Source organism: Roseateles sp. So40a (genome assembly GCF_048081605.1).
In the GTDB taxonomy this organism is placed as follows: domain Bacteria; phylum Pseudomonadota; class Gammaproteobacteria; order Burkholderiales; family Burkholderiaceae_C; genus Roseateles.
Genome location: NZ_CP182288.1, coordinates 337,677 through 363,450, shown reverse-complemented (window position 1 = coordinate 363,450; position 25,774 = coordinate 337,677). Strand labels below are relative to the sequence as shown.

Annotated in this window: 16 protein-coding genes; 7 read left to right on the top strand and 9 right to left on the bottom strand. The window is 68.2% G+C overall.

Translation table 11 applies throughout. The features are described 5' to 3' along the window. Positions 1–30 precede the first annotated feature (30 nt). From ACNI65_RS01585 to ACNI65_RS01560, 6 genes are all read right to left on the bottom strand, one after another. Complete coding sequence (locus tag ACNI65_RS01585; RefSeq protein ID WP_416760797.1) at positions 31–7,026, bottom strand: Hpt domain-containing protein; 6,996 nt, start codon at positions 7,024–7,026, stop codon at positions 31–33. 85 nt (positions 7,027–7,111) lie between these two features. Beyond that, on the bottom strand, positions 7,112–9,376 hold the full coding sequence (locus ACNI65_RS01580; protein WP_416760796.1) for a methyl-accepting chemotaxis protein: 2,265 nt from the start codon (positions 9,374–9,376) through the stop codon (positions 7,112–7,114). A 61-nt stretch (positions 9,377–9,437) separates the two neighbouring features. After that, positions 9,438–9,956: a chemotaxis protein CheW gene (locus ACNI65_RS01575; RefSeq protein ID WP_416760795.1), complete on the bottom strand. Its 519-nt coding sequence runs from the start codon at positions 9,954–9,956 to the stop codon at positions 9,438–9,440. A 4-nt stretch (positions 9,957–9,960) separates the two neighbouring features. Beyond that, positions 9,961–10,326: a response regulator transcription factor gene (locus tag ACNI65_RS01570; protein ID WP_088406380.1), complete on the bottom strand. Its 366-nt coding sequence runs from the start codon at positions 10,324–10,326 to the stop codon at positions 9,961–9,963. Positions 10,327–10,452: 126 nt separating this feature from the next. After that, entirely contained in the window at positions 10,453–10,848 is a 396-nt protein-coding gene (locus ACNI65_RS01565) for a response regulator (protein WP_343636321.1), read from the bottom strand. Between the two features lie 130 nt (positions 10,849–10,978). After that, positions 10,979–11,170 carry a rubredoxin gene (locus tag ACNI65_RS01560; protein ID WP_416760794.1) on the bottom strand — a complete coding sequence of 64 codons (192 nt, stop codon included), beginning with the start codon at positions 11,168–11,170 and terminating at the stop codon, positions 10,979–10,981. 133 nt (positions 11,171–11,303) lie between these two features. Here ACNI65_RS01560 and thiD point away from each other — a divergent pair, with 133 nt between their 5' ends. The 5 genes from thiD to ACNI65_RS01535 all read left to right on the top strand — a co-directional run bounded on the left by thiD (position 11,304) and on the right by ACNI65_RS01535 (position 17,040). Continuing rightward, positions 11,304–12,272, top strand: a complete 969-nt coding sequence (gene thiD / locus ACNI65_RS01555) for a bifunctional hydroxymethylpyrimidine kinase/phosphomethylpyrimidine kinase (protein ID WP_416760793.1) — start codon at positions 11,304–11,306, stop codon at positions 12,270–12,272. Between the two features lie 74 nt (positions 12,273–12,346). Next, on the top strand, positions 12,347–13,633 hold the full coding sequence (hemL, locus tag ACNI65_RS01550) for a glutamate-1-semialdehyde 2,1-aminomutase (protein ID WP_416760792.1): 1,287 nt from the start codon (positions 12,347–12,349) through the stop codon (positions 13,631–13,633). A gap of 133 nt (positions 13,634–13,766) precedes the next feature. Beyond that, positions 13,767–15,131: a UDP-N-acetylmuramate:L-alanyl-gamma-D-glutamyl-meso-diaminopimelate ligase gene (gene mpl / locus ACNI65_RS01545; protein WP_416760791.1), complete on the top strand. Its 1,365-nt coding sequence runs from the start codon at positions 13,767–13,769 to the stop codon at positions 15,129–15,131. A gap of 88 nt (positions 15,132–15,219) precedes the next feature. Next, complete coding sequence (locus ACNI65_RS01540; protein WP_416760790.1) at positions 15,220–16,296, top strand: AI-2E family transporter; 1,077 nt, start codon at positions 15,220–15,222, stop codon at positions 16,294–16,296. A 213-nt stretch (positions 16,297–16,509) separates the two neighbouring features. Beyond that, the gene (locus ACNI65_RS01535; protein WP_416760789.1) at positions 16,510–17,040 is read left to right on the top strand and encodes a hypothetical protein; all 531 of its coding nucleotides are present in this window, start codon (positions 16,510–16,512) and stop codon (positions 17,038–17,040) included. 98 nt (positions 17,041–17,138) lie between these two features. Here the strand turns inward: ACNI65_RS01535 and ACNI65_RS01530 are convergent, their stop codons facing one another. Next, complete coding sequence (locus ACNI65_RS01530; protein WP_416760788.1) at positions 17,139–19,892, bottom strand: zinc-dependent metalloprotease; 2,754 nt, start codon at positions 19,890–19,892, stop codon at positions 17,139–17,141. 253 nt (positions 19,893–20,145) lie between these two features. Between ACNI65_RS01530 and ACNI65_RS01525 the strand changes: the two genes are divergently transcribed. After that, positions 20,146–20,769 carry a YqiA/YcfP family alpha/beta fold hydrolase gene (locus ACNI65_RS01525; RefSeq protein ID WP_416760787.1) on the top strand — a complete coding sequence of 208 codons (624 nt, stop codon included), beginning with the start codon at positions 20,146–20,148 and terminating at the stop codon, positions 20,767–20,769. A gap of 151 nt (positions 20,770–20,920) precedes the next feature. After that, positions 20,921–23,395: a DEAD/DEAH box helicase gene (locus tag ACNI65_RS01520; RefSeq protein WP_416760786.1), complete on the top strand. Its 2,475-nt coding sequence runs from the start codon at positions 20,921–20,923 to the stop codon at positions 23,393–23,395. 409 nt (positions 23,396–23,804) lie between these two features. Here ACNI65_RS01520 and ACNI65_RS01515 read toward each other — a convergent pair whose 3' ends face one another. Then, positions 23,805–24,836: a transporter gene (locus tag ACNI65_RS01515; RefSeq protein WP_416760785.1), complete on the bottom strand. Its 1,032-nt coding sequence runs from the start codon at positions 24,834–24,836 to the stop codon at positions 23,805–23,807. Beyond that, entirely contained in the window at positions 24,826–25,716 is an 891-nt protein-coding gene (gene asd, locus ACNI65_RS01510) for an archaetidylserine decarboxylase (protein WP_416760784.1), read from the bottom strand. The genes ACNI65_RS01515 and asd overlap by 11 nt, the downstream gene beginning before the upstream one ends. Positions 25,717–25,774 lie beyond the last annotated feature (58 nt).

The window sequence follows — 25,774 nt, the reverse complement described above, 5'->3', positions numbered from 1 at the left end:
GATGACCGATGTCCGGGTGGTTGCCGGACCTTACGCCCTCGCCGGGTGACCGGCGGACAGATGCGCAGTGTATCGGGCGATCAGCCCGAGCAGGTGCTCTTCGTCATAGGGCTTGCCCAGGTAATCGTCGACTCCGAGCTGTTGTGCATAGTCCCGGTGTTTCTGCGCGATGCGGGACGTGATCATGATCACGGGCAGCCCCGCCAGGCGCGCGTCGGCACGCAGGTTGCGCACCAGGTCGAAACCGTCCATGCGCGGCATCTCGATGTCCGACAGCACCAGCGCGGGCAATTCCTCGCCGCCCAGGCGCTCCATCGCATCCAGGCCGTCCTTGGCCAGCAGCACGCGGTAACCCTCGCGCTCCAGCAGGCGTTGCGTGACACGGCGCACGGTCAGCGAATCGTCCACGACCATGATCAGCGGGGCGAGCTGCTCGACCTCCTGGACCACGACCGCGCGCGCCGCCGCCTCGGCGTCGTGCACGCGCTGCTGCGCGGCATGGCCGTAGCGGTTGGCCAGCGCCACCGGGTTGTAGATCAGCGCGACATCGCCGGAAGCCAGCAGGCTGATGCCCGCCAGGCCCGGGACCTGCATCAGCTGCGGGCCCAGGTTCTTGATCACGACTTCCTGGTTGCCCAGCACTTCGTCCACGTGCAGCGCCAGGCGCTGCTGCGCGCTGTGCACCAGCGCGACGGGCACCGTCTTGCCGTGCGGCACGCCGCGGTCGCTCTGGTGCATCAGGCCGCCCAGCCAGTAGAACGGCATGCGTTCGCCGGCGGCCATCAGCGAGCCGTCGACGTACGCCTGCTCGACCTGCTCGACCGACAGGCGCTGCACCGACAGCATCAGGCTGGCCGGCACCGCGACCTTGCGGTCGCCGTAACGCAGCACGACGACCTGCGTCAGCGCGGTGGTCAGCGGCACGCGCAGCTCGAAGCTGGCGCCCTGGCCCGAGGTCGACTGGGTCAGCACGTAGCCGCCCAGCGTGTTCACTTCCGAGCGGACCACGTCCATGCCGACACCGCGGCCGGCCATCTCGGTCAGCGCCTCGGCGGTGGAGAAGCCGGGTTCGTAGATCAGGTCCATCAGCTGCGCGTCGCTGATGTCCTGACCCGGCTGGATCAGGCCCTGCGACTCGCCGCGGGCGCGGATGCGCGACAGGTTCAGGCCGGCGCCGTCATCGCTGAAGCGGACCTGGATCTCGTTGCCTTCCTGGTGCAGGTTCAGCACGATGCGGCCCACCGGCGCCTTGCCCGCCTGCTGGCGGACCTCCGGCGTCTCGATGCCGTGCACGACGCTGTTGCGCAGCAGATGCTCGAAGGCGCCGGTCAGACGCTCCAGCACCGCGCGGTCCAGTTCGACGCCGCCGCCGCGGATCTCCAGCTGCACCTGCTTGCCGCTCTCGCGGCCGGCCTGGCGGACGACGCGATGCAGGCGCTCGGCCAGGCTGGAGTCGAACTCCACCATCCGCGTGCGCAGCAGGTCGTCCTGCAGCTCGCGCGTCAGGCGGGACTGGCCGGCCAGTTCGTCTTCACCGGCCGCGACGTTGCGCTGCAGGCCACGTTGGACCGTGGCCACGTCGTTGACCGACTCGGCCAGCATCCGGGTCAGTTCCTGGAAGCGGGTGTAGCGGTCGAACTCCAGCGGATCGAAGTCCTTGCCGGTGGCATGCACGGCTTCCTGGCGAGCGGCGATGCGGGCCTCGGCCTGCAGTTCCAGCTCGCGCAGCTGCGTGCGCAGGCGCTCCAGGTTGTCGTCCAGGTCAGACAGCGACACGCGCATCTGGCCCAGCTCGGATTCCAGGCGGGCGCGACGGATCGCGACCTCGCCCGACAGCGCGGCCATGCGTTCCAGCAGCGCGCCGCGGACGCGGACCTGCGCGGCGGGCGCGACGGGCGCGCTTTCCAGCGGCTGACCCAGCTCGGCGATCTCGCCGAAATGGGCCCAGTCGATGTCGATGTCGGCCGGCGGCGCGGCGACAGCCGGCGCGGCGGGGACTTCGGCGACCGGTTCAGCGATCGGCTCGTCCACCGGTGCCTCGACGGCCTGGGCCGTCTCTTCGACCACCTCGACCTCGGGTTCAGCCGCGGCATCGGCCGCCGGCTCGGCGACCGGTTCAGCGATCGGCTCCACGAGCTCGGCGACCTCGACCGTCTCGGCGACATCAGCGGTCTCGGCCGGCGCGACGATCGCATCGGAGCCCTCGGCGGGCGCCTGAACGGTCTCGATCGCAGCGGTGGCAGGGATGGGCGCGGGCAGATCAACGACCGGAGCGGCGACCGGAGCCGCGACCTGCGGCATCGGCGCGGGGACCACCGGCGCCGGGTCGCGCCAGGTGCGCTGCAGCGTCTTGAAGCCGTGCTCCAGGCTGTCGCCGGCGTCCTGCAGCGCGAGCAGTTGCTCGAAGCCGGGTTCACCGTCGCTCACCAGGCGCTCGATCTGCGATTCCAGCTGGTGGGCCTGCTCGCCCAGGCGCATCGCGCCGGCGAGGCGGGCACCGCCCTTGAACGTGTGCAGCACGCGCATGCAGGCCGCGGCGCGGCCGGTGTCGGCCGGCTGGGCCGCCCACTCGCGCAGCGCGCCGTGCAGCTCGCCCAGCAGGTCCTCAGCCTCTTCCTCGAAGATCGGCATCAGCTCCGGCTCGATCTGGTCGGGCTGGTTGAAGTCGAAGTCGTCGGCGGAGGCCTCGGCCGCGCGGTGGAACGAGGCGTGCGAGGTCGGCAGCTGCGGCGTGGCCGGAGCCATCATGTCCAGCAGGTGCGCGGGCAGCGAGGCGGTCGAGACCTCCTCCAGCGACATGGCCAGCAGGCCCTCGTCGCTGTCGGCGTGACCGTCAGGCAGCGGCGCGCCCGGCTCGAAGGCCTGCAGCTCGGCGATCAGGCCGGCATCGGCTTCCTTCAGGAAACCGGCGGCGAACTGATGCAGCAGGCGACGGATCTCGTCGGCGGCGCGCGTGAACAGCGTCGGATCGGCGACCTCGTGGCCGCGGGCACGCTCCAGCGCGTGCTCCAGGCAACGGGCCAGACCGGACAGGTCCTCGAAACCGACCGTGGCGGCGCTGCCGGCCAGGCCGTGGGCGAGCGCCTCGGCGTCCTGCGGCTGCGGCGACTGGGGCAGCAGCGCCCATTCGCTGAGCTCGACCTGCAGACGGCGCGAGCGCTCGTCGGCTTCGTTCAGGAAGATGTTGAACAGCGCGATGCTGATGCGCAGCGGTCCGATGACTTTCACGCCCTCGTCGCTGTCCTCGCTGTCGTCGATCCCGTCCAGCGCGTCGCCGGACTCGGCGCCCGCTTCCGGCGGCGTCACGGACGTGCCGCCCACCAGGCTGAGCGCCGGCGCGGCGTGCGGAGCCGGCGCGGCGGTCGTGCCCAGGTCCAGGTCCGGCAGGTCCAGGTCGGACAGGCTGCGCGGCGACAGGCCTTCCGGCGGCGTCGCGTCGTCGATGCCGACACCGCCCAGGTCCAGCGTCGCCTCGTCGGCGAAGTCATGGGCCTGATCGGCCGGCTGATCGATCGGCTGATCAACCGCTTGATCGATCGGCTCGGCGGCGTGCGCCTCGACCAGCTCCTGGCCCAGGTCCAGCGTCAGCGAGACGTCCTGCGTCGGCGCGGCGTCGGCCGGCTCGATCGCGGCCAGCGGCGCGGTGTTCAGCTCGGACAGGTCGTTCATGCCGGACAGGTCCAGCAGATCCAGCGCGGGCTCCTCGATCGCCGGTTCGGACGGCAATTCGTCCAGCGGCATCGGGGTCGTCGCCTCGATCTCGACCAGCGGCGCGTCCTCGGGCCAGCCCTCGGGCAGCTCCATCGAGACGCTCGGCTCGTCGCTGAGCGTCAACGTGTGCTCGTCGGGGAAGGCCGGCGCGTCGATGACCGTGTCGGCCGGCGAGGCGACCGGCGCGGCCAGCAGCGACGACGGCTCGACTTCCTCGGCCACCGTCGGCAGCGTCAGCGTGGTGTCCGGCGCGGTGACGGCGGGCAGCGCCTCGGCCGACAGCGCGTCCAGGTCCAGCGAGGCGTCCAGCTCGGGCACGGCCTGCGTGAGCTCAGGCAGCTCGGCGGTCAACGTGGCGACCGGCACAACCGGCTCGACCGCGGTGACGATGTCCAGGTCCGCCATCGGCAGCGCGGGCACGTCCAGGCCCGGCAGGTCCAGCGCGGGCAGGTCCAGCGAGGGCATCGCGGCGGCATCGGCCATCGGCGAGGCGTCCAGCGTGGCCAGCAGGTCCATCGCGGCCTGCTCGGCGGCTTGTTCCTCGGCGGTCGGGCCTTCAGCCGGGGCGGCGGGCGCGGACTCGGCCACGGCGTCGTCCAGCGACAGCTCGGGCAGCGCCAGCGGCTCCACCACTTCACCCAGCTCGACGATCTCCAGCGTCTCGATCGGCGCGGCGGGCTCGACGACCTCGGCCACCGGCAGATCCGGCACCTCGGCGACCTCAGCAAGCTCGATGACCTCGGGCACCTCGGCGACCTCGATCAGCTCGGGGATCGCAGCGGCGGCAGCGCCAGCGGCAACGGCCGGGGCGGCCGGCGGCTCGGCCGAGACGGCCAGCGGCAGGTAGCGGTTCTCCAGGCGCAGCGCATCGGCCGACGCGCGGAACGGCGCGCTGTGGAAGCCGTGCGGACGGCCTTCACCGATCGCGGCGGCCCAGGCCTGGAAGGCGTCCAGCGCCTCGTTGCTGAAGCGCAGCAGGTCCGAATCGGCCTGCGGATGCTCCGACAGGCGGTGGTTGTACAACTGCTCGCAGGCCCAGCCGGCTTCGCCGAACTCGTTCAGCCCGACCATGCGCGAGCTGCCCTTGAGCGTGTGGAAGGCGCGGCGCGCCGTCGTCAGCTGTTCCTTGTCGCTGCCGTTGCGGGCCAGCGCGGCCATCGCCTCGCGGGCCGTGCCCACGACCTCGGCGGCCTCTTCCAGGAAGATGCCCAGCATCTCCTCGTCGATGGCTTCCTCGGCCTGGGGGATCGGGGCGCTCGGCGCGGGGGCCGGCGGCGCGACGGGCGCGGCGGCCTCGATGAACTGCTGCAGCGCCTCGGCGGCGTGCGTGCCCGCGGCGGCGTCGCCGGCGGACAGCAACTGCTGCTGCGCCTGCTGCGCGGCCTGCGCCAGGCCGAGGTCGTCGGCGGCGCGGGCTTCATGGGAAATGCGTTCCAGGTCGCGCGCCAGCTCCTCGGCCGGACGATCGCCCTGCGCGACGGCCTGCGCCGTCGCCTGCAGCTGGTCGATCAGCTGCGGCTGCGCCGCGGCTTCCTCGGCCGCCAGTTCCAGCGCGTGATCGCGCAGCTCGCTCTCGCGGCCCACCAGCGACTGCAGCAGCCCGGTGTCTTCCTCGAAGCGGAACATGCGCTTGGCCAGCTGCGGCTGCACGCTGAGCATGTCGATCAGGAACCCCAGCGCGCCCAGGTTGTGGGCGAGCCGGTCGAATTGCGCGCGCGGTCCGGCCAGCGAGGGATCGACCTCGGTGTTGGCCAGTTCGTCGACTTGGTCGCGCATCTTCAGCGTCGCCTGCGCGGCCTGCGACAGGCCCAGCACGCTGAACACGCCGCGCATGGCCTGCAGTTGGCCCGGCACCGGGATCAGCAGGTCGCGCTTGGCGGGGTCACGGAAATATTCGTCGCACTGGCGCTCGACCTCGGACAGGCTCGCGCGCAGTTCGTGGACGACGGAGCCCAGCGTCTGCCGATCGGCGACGCGGCGGTACAGCTCCTCCATCCAGCTCTCGAGCGCCAGCGGCGTCTCGCCGTGGCCCACGGACTCGATGCGGCGGGCCAGGCCCTTCACGCGCTCGCCCTGCTCGGGCTGGTCGAAGGCCTCGTCCTCGAGCGCGGCTTCCAGGTAGAGCATCGACGTGGCGATCTCCATCGCCAGCGCGGGTTCGGGCGCGCGGCCCGAACGCAGCGTCGCCACGACGGCGCGGCGCAGCGTGTCGCCCAGCACCTCGCCGTTGGGGAACAGCTTCTGCAGCGATTCGCCGACATGGGCGAACTGCTCGTCCAGACCGCCCAGGCGATGGGTCTCGCCCTCGGCGGCGGACGCCCAGGATTCCTTGGCGGCGGCCACGCGCTTCTTGGCGGCGGCGACCCAGTTCGGATCGATGCGGCCGAGCGTGTCGTCACGGTAGTCGACCTGGTCGGCCTCGATCAGGCCGTAGGCCTTCTGGACCGCGGTCAGACGCGGCGCGGCGGCCGGGTCGGTGTGCTTGGCGGCGGCGCAGAAGAAGAGCAGATCCTTGGCCAGGCGTTCCGACGGCGCGGCATCGCTGCCCGCGCGCAGTTGCGCCAGCAGCCGCGAACCGAGCCGCTTGACCAGCGTGTCCACCGGCAGCAGGCCGCGCGACTGAGCCTCGAACTGGCCCGCGGCCAGCATCCAGAGCGTGCGTGCGTGCGGCTGGGTCTGCGTCAGCGCCAGGCCGGCGCACAGGTCGCTCAGCAGCTGGCCCTGGCCGGGGGCCGGGGCGCGCATCTGCTTGAGCAGCAGCGCCTCGAAGGGCGCGCGCATCTGGTCCGACGTCAGCGCGCGGACGTTGCCGTCCACGGGCAGGTCGCGCCAGCGGAATTCCTCGGTCCACAGGTCGGCCGGGTGGATGCGGCCCGCGCCGTTGAGTTCCTGCAGCGCCTGGTAGGCGGGGAACAGCGCGAGCGAGCTCGGCTGACCACCTGCCAGCGTCTTGGCGATGAACGCGAGCACCGCGAAGTCCGCGCGCTCGACGGCCTCGACCTCGGCGATCGAGACGCCGGCGGGGTTCTCCGCCAGGCGGAACAGCGTGGCCTCGGCCGCGCGCAGCAGGTGCGCCGCGGCAGGCAGGCTGACCACCGACAGCACGCCGGCCGCCTGGTGCATCTGCTGGGCCGCGCCTTGCAGCGCCGGACTGGGCTGGCCGTCGCCGCCCAGGGTCGTCGATCGCGCATCGGCATCGCGCAGCACGCGGCGAAGGGCCTTGTGCACCGATTCCAGCGTGCGGCGCAGTTCCTCCTGGACCCAGGCCAAGGGGCTCAGGTCGGCGGGGAACTCGGATTCGCGCGTAAGGTCCATGCTCGCTCTTGTTCTCTCTTTTATGTCGACGCGGTGCGGGGCTCTATCCCTGTACGACCGGGCGGGGCTGTCGGCGTGACGCCGATCAGGTCACCTTGAACCGGGCCACCGACTGCTTCAGCGCTTCCGCCGAACGCGACAGCTCATGCACCATCTGCGCGGTGGAGCGCGTACCGTCGGAGGTCTGCTCGGTCACCGCGAAGATGTGCTGGATGTTGGCACCGACCTCGTTGGCGGCGCGCGCTTCGTTCTGCGCGACCGACGAGATCTGGCCGATCAGGTCGTCCAGGCGACGCGACACCGAGTCGATGTCTTCCAGCGCGCGGCCGGCCGCGTCGGACAGCTTCGTACCCTCGACCACGCCCAGCGTGGAGCGCTCCATGGCGGCCACCGCGTCGTGGGTGTCGGTCTGAATGGTCTTGACCAGCGCGGCGATCCGGCGCGTCGCGTCGGCGGAGCGTTCCGCCAGTCGCTGCACTTCTTCCGCCACCACCGAGAAGCCGCGACCGGCTTCACCGGCGGACGCCGCCTGGATGGCCGCGTTCAGCGCCAGCACGTTGGTCTGCTCGGTAATGTCGGAGATCAGCTCGGTGATCTCGCCGATTTCCTGCGAGGACTCGCCCAGTCGCTTGATGCGCTTGGACGTTTCCTGGATGTGGTCCCGGATCTGGTTCATACCGCCGATGTTGTTCTGCATCGCCTGCAGACCCTGTTCGGCGGCTTCCCGCGACTGGCGCGCCACGTCGGCGGTCTGTTGCGCCTGCGCGGACACGTCGTTGATTCGGTGCGCCATCTGCAGCACGGCCTCGCCGGTGGCGCGGATCTCGTGCAACTGCTCGGTCGACGCGGCCAGCAGCTCGGTCGAGGTCTGGTCGACCTGCGCCGTCGTGTCCGTCACCCGGACCGCCGTCGTCTGCACCTGATGCACCAGCGAGCGCAGTTCTTCCACGGTGTAGTTCACCGAGTCGGCGATCGCGCCCGTGATGTCTTCCGTCACCGTCGCCTGGTGGGTCAGGTCGCCCTCAGCCACGGTCTGCAGTTCGTTCATCAGACGCAGAATGGCGGCCTGGTTGGCGTCGTTGACGCGCTTGGCTTCCTGCTCCTGCGCCTCGGCCTCGCGACGTTGCTCTTCAGCCATCTGCGCGCGACGCGCCTGGTCCGACACGTACAGGCGCAGGAAACCGACCGCGCCGATCACCAGCATCGCCAGCGATGCGGCCATCGCCAGCAGCAGCAGCGGGTTCATGCCGCCGGCGGATTCCAGGCCCTGGCCCAGGTCGTCCAGGTCCTTGCGCAGCACTTCCGAGTCGTTCAGGATGGCCGTCTGCGCTTCCCGCGCGGACACCAGGCCCTGCAGGTTGGACAGGATGGCGGTGGCCTGACCGCGGGTCTGGTCGTACTGGGTCAGCAGGACCTTCAGGCGCTCGCGCACCTGGGCGTCCTTGGCGCCGGCCAGACGCAGTTCCGGGTTGCCGTTGAGCAGCGCCTGGGCGATCTCGCGGAACGCATTCAGGTCCTTGCCCAGCAGGAACACGGCCTCGGGGCTCACGCCTTCCTGCGTCAGGAATTCGTTGGCGGACTTGCCGATCCGCTGCGTCAGCATCACCAGCTGGCCGACCGCGGCGACCTCACCGGTCGGAGCCGAGCTCTGCAGCGACAGCGAGGCCACGGCCTCGGCGCTTTCCAGCAGGTCCGACGACTGGCGGTTGATCGCGCGCAGCGCGGCGCCGACCTGCGTCAGCACCTTTTCCTGCGCCAGCATGACCTTGGTGTTCTTGTCGGCGCGCGCCACCATCGGGGCGATCTTCTCGAGCAGCGCGTCCACGGAACCCGGCGCCTTGGCCAGGTCGCCGCTGCCGTCGCGCAGCGAGGTCGTCACGCTGGTCAGCACGTCCGACGCTTCCTTCATTTCAGGGAAGGCGTTCTTGTTGCCCAGCAGCGCGGTCGAGACCGCCTTGGCCAGACGCTGCGACTGCGTCGCGGCCTGACCGGCGCCGCGCACCTGGGCGGCGGAGCGGTTGCCGTTGATCAGCGCCATCGACACGGTGCCGGCGGTGAAGATCACGCCCGCGGCAGTCAGCGCGGTCAGCAGGCCGGTGCGGCGCTGCTCGGGCTGCTTGAGCACCTCGGGCATCGGCGTGGGCGACTCCGGGGCGGACGCCGAGGGCTGGTAGCCCGCGGACGTGTCCTGGAACTCGGGCGTGGGCTGCGCCGTGGTGATGATCGAAGGCTGGAAGTCCGTCGTGTCCGCCGGTGCCGACTCGCCCGCCTCGGTCCGTGGACCGGCGGCCTCGACGTCGTCGTTGCCCTCGTTCTTGCCCTTGTTCTTGATCTTGTCCAGGAAGCTCATCTCACCCTCGTTTGATCTCGTTCGTCGAATCGGCGCCTGTGACGGGACCGTCGTCTGGCTATCAGTTCAAAACAATGCGCAGGAATTGCGGATGCTGCGTGAGCGCATCCAGGTCCAGCACTTGCCAGCGCCGGCCCTGCCCGTCGCGCATGCGGGCAGGAGCGAAATCGGGATGGCCGGCGTCGTCGGGCTCGGCCTGGAGCTGCTCGTCACCGCGCAGTCCCAGCAGCTGATCCACCAGCAGCGCGCAGTTGATGCCCAGCTCCGGGTTGATCGACACCAGCCGGTGGGCCGAGGTCAGCGGCGCCGGGCCGCGCAGGCCCAGGAACGCCGACAGGTCCACCACCGTATGCAATCCGCCCCGCAAGTTGGCCACGCCCAGCATCCAAGGTTGCGTGTACGGGACCGCCTGAAGTGGCACGGGCGTGAAGATTTCGCCGCTTTGCTTGAGCGGAAGCAGCAGGCCCAGGCCCGCGCACTCCACCGCGAGCCAGTTCGCGGCCTGCGGCGCCTCTCGCGCCGCCTGCATGCGCTGCGCCAGCCGCTGTTGAAGTTCCCGCAGACCTTGCTTGTTGGCCATGGTGTCAGCCCAGCGCCTTGATCTTGGCCAGCAGCTCGTCAGCCTTCACCGGCTTGACGACGTAATCGCGCGCGCCCTGGCGCATGCCCCAGACCTTGTCGGTTTCCTGGTTCTTGCTGGTGCACATGATCACGGGCACGTCGGCGTAGCGCTCGTCGCGGGTGATGGCGCGGGTCAGCTGGAAGCCGTTCTGGCCGGGCATGACCACGTCCATCAGGATCAGGTCAGGCTTTTCCTCGGCCAGGCGCTTCATCGCCTCCTCGCCGTTCTCGGCGGTGCGCACGGTGAAGCCGCGCTTGGTCAGCAGGTCACTCAGCGCGTGCAGTTCGGTCTTGGAATCGTCGACCAGCAGGATCTTGTGGATGGGCATGGAATCTCCCTCTCTCGCGGCTCACGCGGGGCGCATCGGTCGTCGTGACGTCGGTGGCGGACCTGGCGTGAGCGTCGTTGGGTGTCGTGGAATGGGTCGATGAAAGCGGGCGGGCCGGCGAACCGGTCAGCCCTCCCGGCGGTGCTGCTGGACGGCCTGCAGCAGCTGGTCCTTCGTGAACGGCTTGGTCAGGTAATCCTGGGAGCCGACCATCCGGCCGCGGGCCTTGTCGAACAGGCCGTCCTTGGACGACAGCATGATCACCGGCACCGACGCGAACTGCGGATTGCGCTTGATGATGGCGCAGGTCTGATAGCCGTCGAGACGGGGCATCAGGATGTCGCAGAACACCAGGTCGGGCTGGTAGTCGCTGAGCTTGGCCAGCGCATCGAAGCCGTCCTCGGCCAGCACGACCTCATGGCCGCCCTGCTTCAGGAAGATCTCGGCGCTGCGGCGGATCGTGTTGCTGTCATCGATGACGAGCACCTTGGTCGCCGTGCGGGGGCTTGCGCTGGAATCCAAGCTCTTCTCCGTATTGTTCAGACGATGGTTGTCAGGGAAATTTCAATCCCGCGACAGGCGGGTCCCGCGGATCCCGCAGGATGCCGGGATGATCGAAGACGGTCGCGTCGATGAAAAGTCGATGTGCGGGTCAGATCTGGACCATTTCGAAGTCCTCCTTGCGGGCGCCGCATTCGGGACAGGTCCAGTTCATGTCGACATCTTCCCAACGCGTGCCGGCGGCGATGCCGTGCTCAGGATCCCCTGCGGCCTCGTCGTACATCCAGCCACAGATCAGGCACATCCAGGTCCTTGCTTCGCTCACGATGGGTTGACTTTGCATCACTACAATGATCGAAAGATTGTAGCCACGGCCCCGGGCTGACCCGGGGGGCGGAAGTACCGATGAAACAACAGTCGAATGCGGTCCTTCTTCACGTTATGCGCATCAGTTCACGGCTTCGCGCCACCCATCCATGAGCCGCCCAGACCCGAACCACCCCGACCCCCAGGACGCCGCCGCGACCGATGAGCAGGATTCGCCGCCGCCGGCGTGCGTCATGAGCTTCAATGCCTCGGACCCCAGCGGCGCGGGCGGCAGCGCCGGCGACGTCGCCACCATCGCCGCCATGGGCGCGCACGCGCTGCCGGTGGTGACCGCCATCGTCATGCGCGACACCGCCGAGGTCTTCGACCACCTCACGCTGGACGGCGACTGCATCGTCGAGCAGGCCCGCTCCATCCTGGAGGACGTCCCCGTGGCCGCCTGGAAGGTCGGCTTCCTGGGCAGCGCCGAGGGCATCTCCTCGGTCGCCGAGGTCCTGTCCGACTACCCCGACGTGCCGCTGGTGGCCTACCTGCCCAGCATCTCCTGGCTCGACGAGGAGCAGCAGCAGAGCTACCTGGACGCGTTCCGGGAGCTGGTGCTGCCGCAGACGCTGGTGCTGGTGGGCAACCACAAGACGCTGACCGACTGCCTGCTCCCCGACTGGGACGCCGACCGCCCGGCCTCGCCCCGCGAGCTGGCCGTGGCCGCGCAGCAGCACGGCGCCGCGCATGTGCTGGTGACCGGCATCCAGTTGCCCAACCAGTTCATCGACAACGTCCTGGCCAACTCCCAGGGCGCCATCACCGGCGAGAAGTTCGAGCGCTTCGAGGCCAGCTTCGTCGGCTCGGGCGACACGCTGTCGGCCGCGCTGGCGTCGCTGCTGTCGGTGGGCTCGGAGCCGCATGACGCCGTCGGCGAGGCGCTCGCCTTCCTGGACCAGTCGCTGGAGGCGGGCTTCCGTCCCGGCATGGGCAATGTCGTGCCAGACCGCTTCTTCTGGGCGCTGCCGCCCGGCGAGGAAGGCGAGGAAGGCGTCGAGGGCGGCCCTGGTGTCGCCGCCGCCGACGAGATGCCGATGGACGAGCCGCCCAGCCGCGGCCCCCGCCGCATCCATTGAGACCGCCGAAGGCGCCCGCGCGGCGCCTTCGTCTTTTCCTGCATTGATTGCATCAGCAGTACCGGATTCCCGATATGAGCCAGAACGAGACCCTGTTCACCCGCGCGCAGCGCGTGATTCCTGGTGGCGTGAACTCGCCGGTGCGCGCCTTCCGCGCGGTCGGCGGCACGCCGCGTTTCATCCAGCGCGGCGAAGGCGCGTACATCGTGGACGCGGACGGCCGGCGCTACATCGACTACATCGGCTCCTGGGGCCCGATGATCCTGGGCCATGGCCATCCGGCGGTGGTCGAGGCGGTGCAGAAGGCCGTGCTCGAGGGCTTCTCCTTCGGCGCGCCGACCGAGCGCGAGATCGAGCTGGCCGAGGAGATCCTGGCGCTGGTGCCCAGCTGCGAGCAGGTGCGCCTGGTCAGCTCGGGCACCGAGGCCACGATGAGCGCGATCCGGCTCGCGCGCGGCGCGACGCAGCGCAACAAGTTCATCAAGTTCGAGGGCTGCTATCACGGGCACACCGACGCGCTGCTGGTGAAGGCGGGCTCGGGCCTGGCGACCTTCGGCCATCCGACCTCGGCCGGCGTGCCCGAAGCGACGGCGCAGCACACGATCGTGCTCGAGTACAACAACGTCGCCCAGCTCGACGAGGCCTTCGCGCTGCACGGCCCGGAGCTGGCCTGCGTGATCGTCGAGCCGATCGCCGGCAACATGAACTTCGTGCGCGCCAGCGTGCCCTTCATGACCCGGCTGCGCGAGCTGTGCACCCGGCACGGCGCGCTGCTGGTGCTCGATGAGGTGATGACCGGCTTCCGCGTCGGCCTGCGCAGCGCGCAGGGCGTGTATGCCGACCTGATCCCGGGCTTCGTGCCCGACATCAGCGTCTTCGGCAAGGTCATCGGCGGCGGCATGCCGCTGGCCGCCTTCGGCGCGAGCCGCGAGATCATGCGCCACCTGGCGCCGCTGGGCGGCGTGTATCAGGCGGGCACGCTGTCGGGCAATCCGGTCGCCACCGCCTGCGGCCTGGCCACGCTGCGCGAGATCAAGCAACCCGGTTTCTTCGAGGCGCTGTCGACCCGCACCCGCCGTCTGGTGGACGGGCTGAAGGCCGTCGCCGCCGAGAACGGGGTGCCCTTCAGCGCGGACAGCGAGGGCGGCATGTTCGGCTTCTTCCTGATGCCGGAGCTGCCGCAGAACTACACGACGGTGATGACCACCGACAAGGAACGCTTCAACCGCTTCTTCCATGCGATGCTCGACGGCGGCGTGTACCTCGCGCCGGCGCTGTACGAGGCGGGCTTCGTGTCCGCCGCGCACACCGACGCCGACATCGACGCCACGCTGGAGGCCGCGCGACGCGCGCTGCGCTGAACGCGTCCGAAAGGCCCGGGGCGCCCGGCGGGGCGCGCTGCCGGCAAACGCCGGGCCGGGTTGTCGCGATCTTTTCAATCCGCGACAGGCATTACGCTTGCTTACCGTTTGGTACAGCAGCTGAGAGACAGACATGCATATCCACATCCTGGGCATCTGCGGCACCTTCATGGGGGGGCTGGCGGCCCTGGCGCGCGAGGCGGGCCACACGGTGACCGGCTGCGACGCCAACGTCTACCCGCCGATGTCCACGCAGCTCGAGGCCCTGGGCATCGAGCTGATTCAGGGATTCGGCGCCGAGCAGCTGGATCTGAAACCCGATCTGTTCGTCATCGGCAACGTCGTCACGCGCTCGTCGGAGGGCCGCTTCCCGCTGATGGAGGCGATCCTGGACGCCGGGCTGCCGTACACGAGCGGCCCGCAGTGGCTCGCGGAACACGTGCTGCGCGGCAAGCACGTGCTGGCGGTGGCCGGCACGCATGGCAAGACCTCGACCACCTCGATGCTGACGTGGATCCTGGAATCGGCGGGACTGGCGCCCGGCTTCCTGATCGGCGGCGTCCCGCAGAACTTCGGGGTCTCGGCGCGTCTGGGCGGCGGCCAGTACTTCGTCATCGAGGCCGACGAGTACGACACCGCCTTCTTCGACAAGCGCAGCAAGTTCGTCCATTACCGGCCGCGCACGGCGATCCTCAACAACCTCGAGCACGACCACGCCGACATCTTCCCGGACCTCGCCGCCATCGAGACCCAGTTCCACCACCTGGTGCGCACGGTGCCGGCGTCGGGACGGCTGGTGGTGAATGCGCGCGAGGAGGCGCTGCAGCGCGTGCTGGCGCGCGGCTGCTGGAGCGACGTGCAGCGCTTCGGCGCCCGCAAGGAGGAGCCCGGCGCGTTGCGCGCGCGCGGCGAGCCGCAGTCCTTCGACGTGCTGCGCGGCAGCCTGAAGGTCGGCCACGTGAATTGGGAGTTGCTGGGCGAGCACAACCAGCTCAACGCGCTGGCGGCGATCGCCGCGGCGGAGCATGTGGGCGTCGATCCCGAGCGGGCGGCCGAGGCGCTCGGCACTTTCAAGAACGTGCGCCGGCGGCTGGAGCTGCGCGGCGAGGTGCGCGGCATCAAGGTCTACGACGATTTCGCGCACCATCCGACGGCGATCCACACGACGGTGGACGGCCTGCGCCGGCGCATCGCCCCGCAGGAGCGCATCCTGGCGGTCTTCGAGCCGCGCTCCAACACGATGAAGCTGGGCACGATGAAGGCGCAGCTGCCGTGGGCGCTGGAGGAAGCGGACCTGAGCTTCTGCAACCAGGACGGACTGACTTGGGACGCGCGCGAGGCGCTGGCGCCGCTGGGCGAGCAGGGCCTGGTGGGAGCGGATGTCGATGAGCTGGTGGCGATGGTCAAGCGCGTGGCGCGGCCGGGCGACCACGTGCTGTGCATGAGCAACGGCGGCTTCGGGGGCATCCACGAAAAGCTGCTGGACGCGCTGCGGTAAACCGGCGATCCTGCGCCGCGCGTGCCGGGCTGGCACGCGCCCTGCCCTGCGGGGCGCAACGTTGAAACACGCGAGGAGCGACGACACGATGAGTGGTCCCGGCAAATTGGTGCCCGCGCTGCAGAACCGGTCCTTCCTGTGCCTGCTGGCGCTGGTGACGGTGGCGTTCGGCTGGATCCTGTGGCCGATGCTGAGCGCGGTGCTGTGGGCGGTGGCGCTGGCGATCGTGTTCCAGCCGCTGTATCGCAAGCTGCTGCGCAAGGTGAAGCGGCCGGGGGTGGCGTCGGGGCTGTCGATCGTGGTGATCCTGCTGCTGGTGGTGCTGCCGCTGACCTACGTCATGGGCGCGCTGGTGCAGGAGGCGGCGGTCGTCTTCGAGATGGTGAAGTCGGGCAAGTTCAACTTCGGCACCTATGTGGCGCAGATCTACGGCGCCCTGCCTTCGTGGCTGCTGGACGTGATGGGACGGCTGGGGCTGCATGACCTGAGCCACCTGCAGGAGAAGCTGGGCAGCGCGCTGAACCAGGGCAGCCAGTTCATGGCGACGAAGGCCTTGGGCTTCGGGCAGGACACCTTCGATTTCCTGGTGAGCTTCTGCGTGATGCTCTACCTGCTGTTCTTCCTGCTGCGCGACGGCGAGCTGCTGTCGGCGAGGATCCGCGACGCGCTGCCGCTGCAGGACTCGTACAAGCGCCAGTTGGGCGAGAAGTTCCGGACGGTGATCCGGGCGACGGTGAAGGGCAACATCGCGGTGGCAGCGTTGCAGGGCGCGCTGGGCGGTTTCGCGTTCTGGGTGCTGGGCATCCACGCGCCGGTGCTGTGGGCGGTGCTGATGGCCTTCCTGTCGCTGCTGCCGGCGGTGGGCGCGGCCCTGGTGTGGGCGCCGGTGGCGATCTACCTGCTGGCGACGGGGCACATCGGCTCGGGCATCGGGCTGATCCTGTTCGGCACGGTGGTGATCGGGCTGGTGGACAACCTGCTGCGTCCGCTGCTGGTGGGCAAGGACACGAAGATGCCGGACTACGTGGTGCTGCTGTCGACGCTGGGCGGGATGGCGGTGTTCGGCATCAACGGCTTCGTGATCGGGCCGCTGGTCGCGGCGATGTTCATCGCGGTCTGGGACATCGTGGCCGCCGAGCGGCGGTATCCGGTCGGGGATCACTGACCTGCCCCTCGGCTCGGCGGCTTGATTGAAGCCGAGCTGATCCTTCCCGATTGACGGGATCTCAAACGATTTCATCTTGCGCTGCCGCTGCGCGGGCGTTTTCGCGCAGCTTCGACCAATCGCGAGCGTTTTCGTGCAGCCTCAGCCGATCGCGAGCGTTTTCGTGCAGCTTCAGCCATTCGCGAGCCTTTTCGTGCAAGCGCGAGCCTTTTCGTGACGACCCTTCTGCGATCCACACTCCTTGCCCTCGTCCTGAGCAACGCGGTCCATGCCGCCTGCGCCGCCGGCTTCGCCATCGTCAAGCTCGACGGCTCCGGCTCAGCGCTGCTGATCAGCGCGGCGCCGATCGCACCTGACGCCACCGTGGCCTTGCAGTATCCGGATGCCAAACAGCAGACGCGCTGCTGCAAGCAACTTCGCGGTGCGGACCTCGTCGCTGTCCAGGACCCTGACCTGCTCGCCTCCGACGAGCTGCTCAGCGCCTCACCGCGCCTGTACAAGGCGAAGGTCCCCGCCGACTGGGCCGACATGCCCTTCATCGGCTTGGCCGCCAGCGGATCCAGGCTCCAGATGCAGTCCCGCCGGGATGGGCTCGAAGTCCGCGACAGCGCCGGGATCACACGCACAGCCACCCTGTGCACCAGCGCCGAGGGCGTGCATCTCAAAGAGTCAGTGAAGGGGCAACTGCGCACCCACCTGTACCTCTCGCTCGGCTACGAGATCGAATCACCGAGCTGCCGCTGAGCCGCCGGCTCCATCCAGCGCCAGACGGCGCCGCAATAAAAAAGGCCGGCTTTCGCCGGCCTTGGTCATCGTGAGCGCGGCCAGGCCGCGCCCATCGATCACGTGCGCGTCATCGTCGCCTTCAGCACGCTGCTCAGCATGTCCAGGCTCTCGGCCAGGTGGGCGCGCGTTTCCATCGAGCCCTTGCCTTGCGCCGCGCGCAGATCGCTCTGCAGCTGCACCGCGTGCAAGCGCAGCACCGCGTAGGCATCGGCGAACTGGCCCGACGCCGCACCGCCGCGCGTCAGGTTCGCTTGCAGACGGCGCAGGTACTCGCGCTGCAGGTTGCGGCGCAGCGGGTCGATCTCGGCACCCGACTTCAGCTCGCTCCAGATCGAGTTCTGCAGCGTGCCGTACACCTCGCCAATCGTGATCAGGCCCTTGCGTTGCGACGCCGGCACGTAGTTCGGCAGCTCCATCAGGCGGATCGCCGTCTGCGCCTGCAGCAGGCGATCCAGCGCGCCCAGCTGCACCCGCGCCACCGCCGCCGGGATGTTCACGAAGCCCGCACGATTGAACTCGACGTAGTCCGTCGTGATCGTCGTCATGAACTCCGGCTTGAAGCGGAAGCTGTCCGCGCTGAAGATGCCCGTGGCCAGGAACCGCAGCGCCTCGCGCTGCTTGACCGGATCCACCGGCTTCATCGCCGCCACCGACGAGCCCGGCACGTCCCGGTGCGTGTACATGCCGCCGACGTACTTGCCCACCAGGTCCGACGCGCGCGCCAGCTGACTGAAACCGTTGGCCAGCTGACGACGCTGGCGCAGCGGATCATCGGTCGACTCCGGCGCGCGGTTCTGCACGCGCGTCCACAGCTCCTGCGTCAGCTTCAGGCGCTTGCGGAAGTACGCCATCGGGTCGTCGCCGAGGTCGAAGCGGTTGATCGTCGGATCCATGCCGTCGAACGGACCGAAGCCGCCCGCGTCGGTGTCGTCCGCGTAGGCGTGGCCCGGCAGCGTGTTCTGCGCGGCGACGCGCTTGAGTTCGGCCTCTTCCTGCTCCTTGGGGATCTGCTTGTAGGCGTACTCGATCGCCCAGTAGTCGTAGGCGCCCAGCGTCGTGTTGTTGTACGTGGTCGGCGCCTCGCCCTGCAGCGGGATGTTGTAGGCGTTGTAGTCCATCACGGACGCCGACAGCCCGTGCTCATCGGTCCAGGCCTTGTCCTTCAGCTGCGCCTGCGTCACTTGCGTGGACGCCTTGAAGTTGTGCTTCAGGCCCAGCGTGTGACCCACCTCGTGCATGATCACGTCCTTGATCCGCGCCTGGATGAAGGCATCGGCTTCAGGGCTGTCCGGCGCGATGTCGCCACGCGCCTCGAGCACGTCCATCGCGAAGTCCATCTCGGTGCCGGCGTCGTGGGCATAGGTGCAGTAGGTCGCGTTGCGCCCCTCGCGCCAGCCCTTGTTCAGCGCGGCCAGCGTCTGCGCTTCCTCGGCCAGCGTGGACACGGAACCGCCGGCCATGCCGCGCGGCGCGTCTTCCGCGATGAACGCGCGGCCGCCGCGGGCGAACACGTCGCTCATGCCGATGTCGGCGTCCAGGATCTCACCGGTGCGGGGATCGACATGGCTGGGGCCAATGGCGAAGCCCACGTCGGAACCGACGAACCAGCGGATCGACGCGTGCGACGCGTCCATGTTGTCCCAGTCCGCGTCGTCCGGCTGCTGCTTGGCGACGACCGCGTTCTTGAAGCCGATCTTCTCGAAGGCCTTGTTCCATTCCAGGATGCCGGCCTCGACCGCGGGGCGGTACTTCGGCGGGATGTTCTTGTCCATCCAGTACGTGATCGGCTGCACCGGCTCGGACAGCGCCGCGGCCGGATCCTTCTTCTCCAGGCGCCAGCGGTTGATGTAGTGCACGCGCGGATTGGCCTTCACGTCGTCGCTCAGATCGGTGAAGGTCTCGGTGAAGTGACCCAGGCGGCCGTCGGCGCGACGCGGCGACATCTTCTCTTCCGGCAGCGCGCGGAAGTTGTAGACGAAGCCCATGAACATCGAGCGCGGATCGGGCGTGGCCTGCGGCGGCGACGGCACCGGCACCGGCGGCGCCACCAGCGGCGGCGCGGGGATGCGCGGGGTGAAGTAATGGACCTTGGCGTTCAGCGTGGTCAGCTGCGCGTCGGCGCGCGTGAGCTCGAAGTACGAGTTGCCGCGATCGACGTTGTAGGGCAGTCGATAGGCCATCTCCAGGCGCGTGGACATGCCGGGGATGTCGCTCAGCAACAGGCCGGCATCGACCAGGAAGGACTTGCGCTCGGGGTGATCGGCGCTGGCCACCGGGCCGGCCGCGATCAGGCTGGGCGAGAAGGCTTCCTCGCCGGCACGCTTGCCGCCGCCTTCGGCGCGGAACTCGGTGTTCAGCGCGACCAGCTGGATGGTGTTCCCGATGCGGCGCCACTCGGCCATGATCTCCGGGCCCATCTGGCTGGCGTAGAAGCCGCGCTCGCCGATGGAGCTGGAAATGTTGATGGTGAACAGGAACGGCTTGTTCAGCATCGCGCGCGGGATCTCGATCCAGACCTTCTCGTCCTTGCGCAGCAGCGGGAACAGGCCGTCATCGCGCTTGGTGTCGCGGCTGACCTCGGCGAAAGGCTTGGGCGCGGTCGGATCCACGGCGGGGCGCGGCGCCGTCATCGGCGACGTGGCGCCGGGCTGACCGGGCGCGCCGGACGCGGCGTTGGCAGGCGCGGGCGCGGCCTGGGCGGTCGGCGCGGCGGCGCCGGAAGGGGAGACCGGGCCGGGGCCCGCGCACGCGGTGAGCAGCAAGGCGGCGGCCGCGATGGCCGTCAGCTGGATCGTGTCCTTGTGGATCATGGATCTGTCGTATCTGCGGGCCGCCCGGGGTCCTCCGGCCGGCCCTGTTGAGAAAGAAGGGCGCCTGTGGTCCTCTTCCACCTTCGCCCTTGCGAAGCGGGCAATGTGCGGGGCCGGAGCCCTCGCGTCAATGCGCACTAACGAGCGCGCCGCCCTGGGGAAGCGCGCGATTGGCGATGATCGCCCACACGCGGACCCGTGCCGGAAGTGACCCTGCGGGCCGGGGCCGGGCAGACCCCTACACTGCCTCGACATGACGACGCCCTCTCCCGCCACTTCGTCGGCTTCCGCGCCGGCACGCCGCACGCACCTGCTCTACCTGCACGGCTTCCGCTCGTCGCCGCGCTCGGCCAAGGCGCTGCGCATGGCGCGCTGGGTCGCGGAGCACCGCCCCGACCTGGTCTTCGCCAGCCCGCAGCTGCCGCCGTCGCCGCGCGAGGCGATGGCCCAGGTCGAGGCGCTGATCCGCGACTGGCCGCGCGAGACGATGGCGGTGATGGGCAGCTCGCTGGGCGGTTTCTACGCGACATGGGTCACGCAACGCACCGGCGCGCGGACCGTCTTGCTGAACCCGGCGGTCGACCCGGCGCGGGATCTCGCGAAGTACATCGGCGAGCAGACCTGCTGGCAGAACCCCGACGAGCATTTCTACTTCCGTCCGGAGTTCGTCGATGAACTCAGGGATCTGAACGCGGGACCGCTCGCGCATCCGGACCGGATGATGGCGGTCATCGCCAAGGGCGACGAGGTACTGGACTGGCGTGAGATGCACGCCCGCTACGCGGCCTGCCGGATCCACCTGCTCGAGGGCAGCGATCACGGGCTCGCGGACTTCGACGACTACCTGGACGAGCTCACCGCGTTCCTGCGCCTTTGATTGCCGGTTCTCTGCCCTCGTGCCTGCACTCGCACGTGGCACCTCCGTTGAGACCGCTTGTTTGCGTCGTGGACAGGGATCGTTAGCATGTCGCCTCGCTCCGCCACTTCACCTCGGTCGGCGGAAGAAGAAATCGAATCAGGGAATCAGCATGTTCAATTTCAAGAGCCTCGCGACCGCAGGTAGTACGGACGCTCCCGCCACTTTCGGCGACCTTTTCAGCCTGCTCGACCGGAAGGCTACCCATATAAGCCTACGACCTGTCCAAGCATCAGCTCTAGCGGCCCTCGACAAGCAACTGGCGGAACGGGATGTCGTCATCAAGTTAAGTACCGGGTCTGGGAAGACTGTTGTTGGCTTGGTCTACGCCGAGATGATGCGTCGCCGGTACAAGGGCGATCCCGTCGTCTATCTCTGCCCAACCACACAGCTTGTAGAGCAGGTGGTCCATTCGGCGAATGCAATCGGTGTAGCAGTCTCTACGTTTCCAGCCAAGGGTTTGCCATACGAGGCTCTCGCGGGCGAATCCGTACTTGTTTGCACGTATGACCGTCTCTTCAATGCAAGATCGACTTTCGAGACCAAGTCCATTCGCCCCTCGTGTTTCGTTCTCGACGACGTCCACGCCGGCGTGGACCGTGTTCGGGCGTGCTACACGGTACGAGTTCCAGATGAGTGCTTTGAGAACGTTCGAGCAATGCTCCGTCCGCTATGCGAGGCGTCGGACCCCGCAACGTGGAGAGGAATTGACTCCGGATCTGCGGACGCCAGATATGAAGTTCCGTTTTGGGTTTGGCAGAACGTTCACGGGCAGGTGGCACAGTTGCTCGAGGCCCAACCTGAAGATCAAGAAATCCTCTTCCGATGGGGCAACATCAGTCGCTATCTCGACCTGGCCCGTATCTGCATCTCCGGTACTTCCGCAGAGATCTCCCTGCCGGTTTCGGCCGTCGAAGAACTGAAGTCCTTCTCCTCGGCCAAGCATCGCCTGTTCATGTCTGCCAGCATCAAAGATGGCTCGGCGTTCATCACTGAACTCAACTGTGATCCGAAAGCATTCGAGCGAATCGTGGAGCCACCAGAAGATGAGGGGGCGGGCGAACGGATGATGCTGGTCACATCGCTCATCAGCCCCCAAGCATCGAAGACCCAACTGGCCGCTGCCTGCGCCCTTCTCGCCAAGCAAACAAACGTCGTGGTTCTGACTAGCTCGGCCGCTCAAGCAGCCGAATGGGTTGCCGCCGGCGCGAAACTACGGCAGGGAAAAGAGGTGGATGCAGCGATCGAGACCTTGCGCTCCAGTTCACAGAACTATGTCGTGTTTGCTCAGAGGTTCGATGGAGTGGATCTCCCAGACGACGCGTGTCGAGTGCTTGTCATCGACGGAGTGCCAATGGGAGATCGTCTTTGCGACAAAGTTGACGCTCTTCGCCAGAAGGACTCACCCGAGTACGACGTCAGAGCCGTCAACCGATTTGAGCAAGCCCTCGGTCGTGCAGTTCGGTCCAGCGCCGACTTTGCGGCTGTCCTTCTTGTTGGACCCGATATCGCCGCATTCATCGGACGGCGATCGGTCCGCGATCTAATGGAGGCGCGGACCAGAGTTCAGGTTGACCTCGGCAAGGACCTCACTAAGCTTGCGCCCGGTCAGGACATTGCCGACGTTGTTCCCGGAATGGTGCAAGCACTGCTGAGCCGAAATGAAGGCTGGAAAGATGCGCACCGTACTCGCGTGAAAGATGCAGCGCGAGTCACTCGCACGGGACAGGGTCTTACTGCCCACGAGAGTCTGGCCGCAGTGATGAGAGAAGGCTGGGAACTGGCCAAGGCTCGAAGCTTCCCTGCCGCTGTCAATCTCTTGCGCACAGCGGCAAATGGACTGCCCATTCATCCTGCTCAGAAGGCTGAAGTGCTCTATCGCATGGCGAGCTATCTCAATCACATCGACGTTACTGCCGCCGCGGATGCCTTCAGGGCCGTGTTCTCGCTCAACTCCGACTTCCCCCGCCCCGCTCAATTTGTCCCCAAGAAGTTTGCACGCGCGTCTGGGCAGGCGATCGCAGTGAGAGACTACTTTGCGCCGTTCTCTCAGGCGAATGCCGCGATCGCGCGTGTCGATGAAATCGCGGCAAAGTTGGCGTTCGGAATGCCTGCTGATATTGTGGAACAAGGCCTTCTTGAGTTGGGAAAGGCTATCGGCGCCTCGTCCAGTCGACCTGAGCGCGAGACCAATCGAGGTCCAGACAACCTTTGGCTATTCGAAGATTTCGCGCTATGTCTGGAAGCGAAGAGCGAGAAGAAGGCGCCCATTCACAAGAACGATGCTGCTCAATTGAGCCTCAGCCTTGAATGGGCAAAGGAGCATATCGATGCAGCCAACATTGACGTGCTCCCTGTCTTCGTGACCGACACCACCACCTGTGATCGTCATGAAGATGTGAGCTTCGGACCGGTCCTATTGAACCAAGCTGCTCTCTTTGACATCGTGGAACGTTTGAAGAAGATCATCCTGGGACTCTCCTTCGATGGGGCGCTCTTCAACGATTCGACGACGGTGACCCAAATGCTCACAGCAAACGGACTTCATGGTCGGCAGATCACTGGCTTCTTCAGGAAGATCAGTTGAGCCCCTTCATTGAGACGCAGACGCCCGAGAGTTTCGACATGGAGGGCTCGTAGGTGGCAGTCTCGGACGAGCACCTTGCATTTGTCCGGAAGCCACCGCCCTCGCGTCGTCAATCTTGCATCGTCCTCGACTCCTCGCGCGCTAGGGCGTCAGGGCGCTAGAGGAGCTCGGCCCCAACGACTTCAGCCACAGCAGCACGCTCGCGCACTGACAATTGAGGTGAGATCTATCGCAGCTCGGATCCTAGGCGCGGGCGCTACCGGTGCGCAACCGGTTCATAGGCGTGCCCGCGACATGCCGCTGCGAGAGTGGTCGAGCCTCATTGACCATAAGCAAACGCTCCGGTCCTGCCGCCGCCTCTGGCCCTCACCCCTGCCCTCTCCCGCAAGCGGGCGAGGGAGTCATGCAATTACTTGCGCCGGCCGGTCGCTCTCAGCAGCAGCACGGTCACGAGGCCCGTCAACACGACGATCAGCCCGACCACGACCCAGAAGCCGTGCTTGTGCTCCAGCAGCGGCAAGCCACCGACATTCATCCCGAACAGGCCGCTGATCAGGTTGATCGGCAGCGCCAGCACGGTGACCATCGTCAGCACGTACAGGGTCTGGTTGTTTTCCTGCGCCACCCGCGCCGAAGTCTCGTCCTGCACCGCGCGGATGCGTTCCTGCAACGCCTGGATGTCGCGCAGCACCAGCGCGAATTCCTCGCTCGCCTGCTGCAGCTGCTGGCGATCCTCGACCGCCACCCAGTCCGGCGGATTCGACAGCATGCGCAGCAGCGCGCTCGGTTCCGGCGCGAGCAGCCGCTGCAGGCGCACCATCAGCCGGCGCAGCGCGGCGACCTCCGATTCATGCGCCGCGTGCCGCCCCGCGAGCAGCGCATCCTCGATGTCGTCCACGCGCTCGGTGGCCTGGCGCACGATGCGCTGCAGCTCGTCGGCCTGATCGCGCAGCAGGTGGTCCAGCATCGCCACGCTGGATCGCGGCCGGTCGCCACGCTTGATCGCCATGCGCAATCGGTCCACCGAGCGCAGCGGCGCGCGCCGCACGCTCAGCACCAGGTGCTCGCTGACCTGCATCCACAACGAGGACACATCGCCCACGTCGAACGCGAAATCGAAGGTCACGTCGTTGAGCAGCGCGAACAGGTGGTCCCCGACGCGCTCGATGCGCGACGAGCGCGACCCCTGCTGCTGCGCCTCGTCGAAGCTCTCGGCCAACGCGGCGTTGCGCCGCAGCCAGGGCAGCGCGCCCGCGTGCGACAGGTTCAGATGCAGCCACAGGAATCCGCCGTCGGGTCGCGCGAGCCTCGCCTGCGCCAGCGCCAGCGTGGGCAAGGCCTCGGTCTCGCGCTCCGGATGGATCCAGAAACCGCAGATCAGCCCGTGCTCATCGCCCCCGTAAGGCGCCGCCAGTCCCAGCGCCGTCGTGTCATTCATCATCGGCCGATGGTAGACGCGCCAAGGCCTCGCCCATGCGCACGCGCTGTCCGGCCGCCAGCCCGTCGATCAGTGCAACGCCCGGCGGCAGGAAGACGATGATCGTCGAGCCCTGCTCGAACCAGCCCATCTCCTCGCCGCGCGCATGCGCGTGCTCGACGTCGAAGCGATGCGGCCCCGGATGGTCCGGCCGCAGCGTCAGGTCCAGCGCGTGCAGGCGCAGGCTCGCCACGAGGATCGCCGCGACCGGCACGAGCGCGATCGGCGTGCCGTCGGGCAGCGTGCATTCGAGGGCCGCGCGCACGTTGCGGCAGAACAGCCGCTCCACCCGCTTGAGCGCGATCGGATTGACGTTCCATGTGTCGCCGGCCAGGTGCGTCACGCGCCGCAGCGTGAGGTCGGCCGGCGCGTGGAAGCGGTGGTACATCGCCGAGGTCAGCCGCAGCGTGACGTAGCTGCCGTTCAGATACGGCGCGGCGCGCGTGGCGTCGCCGAAGAGCTCGGCGATGCGGTAGTCCATGCCCTTGGCCTGCAGCGCCATGCCGCGCGTCACCGGACCGAAGGCGCCGACGATCGCGTCGCAGGGGCTGACGATCGTCGCGGGCGCCGGGTCGATCGGGCGCCGGCCCGGCTTGAGCCGCCGCGTGAAGACGTCGCGCAGCGAGCGGTAGCCCTGGGGCGGCGTCTCGGCCTCGCTCAGGTCGAGGTCGGTGAACACGCGCCACACCGCCACGCTGAAGCGCGTCAGCCACGGGCGCTCGATGAGGCTGTACCAGCCCATGAAGCGCGTCGCCGCCAAGCGCGGCACCCGGTTGGTCAGCAGGAAGTTGAGGTCTTCCTGCTGTGTCAGCCGATCGATCCAGCGCGCCGATTTCATGGACATGTCAATTCCGTCGGATACATATCTCCGTAATCTGCCAATGCTGTGTGACAGCAGAACG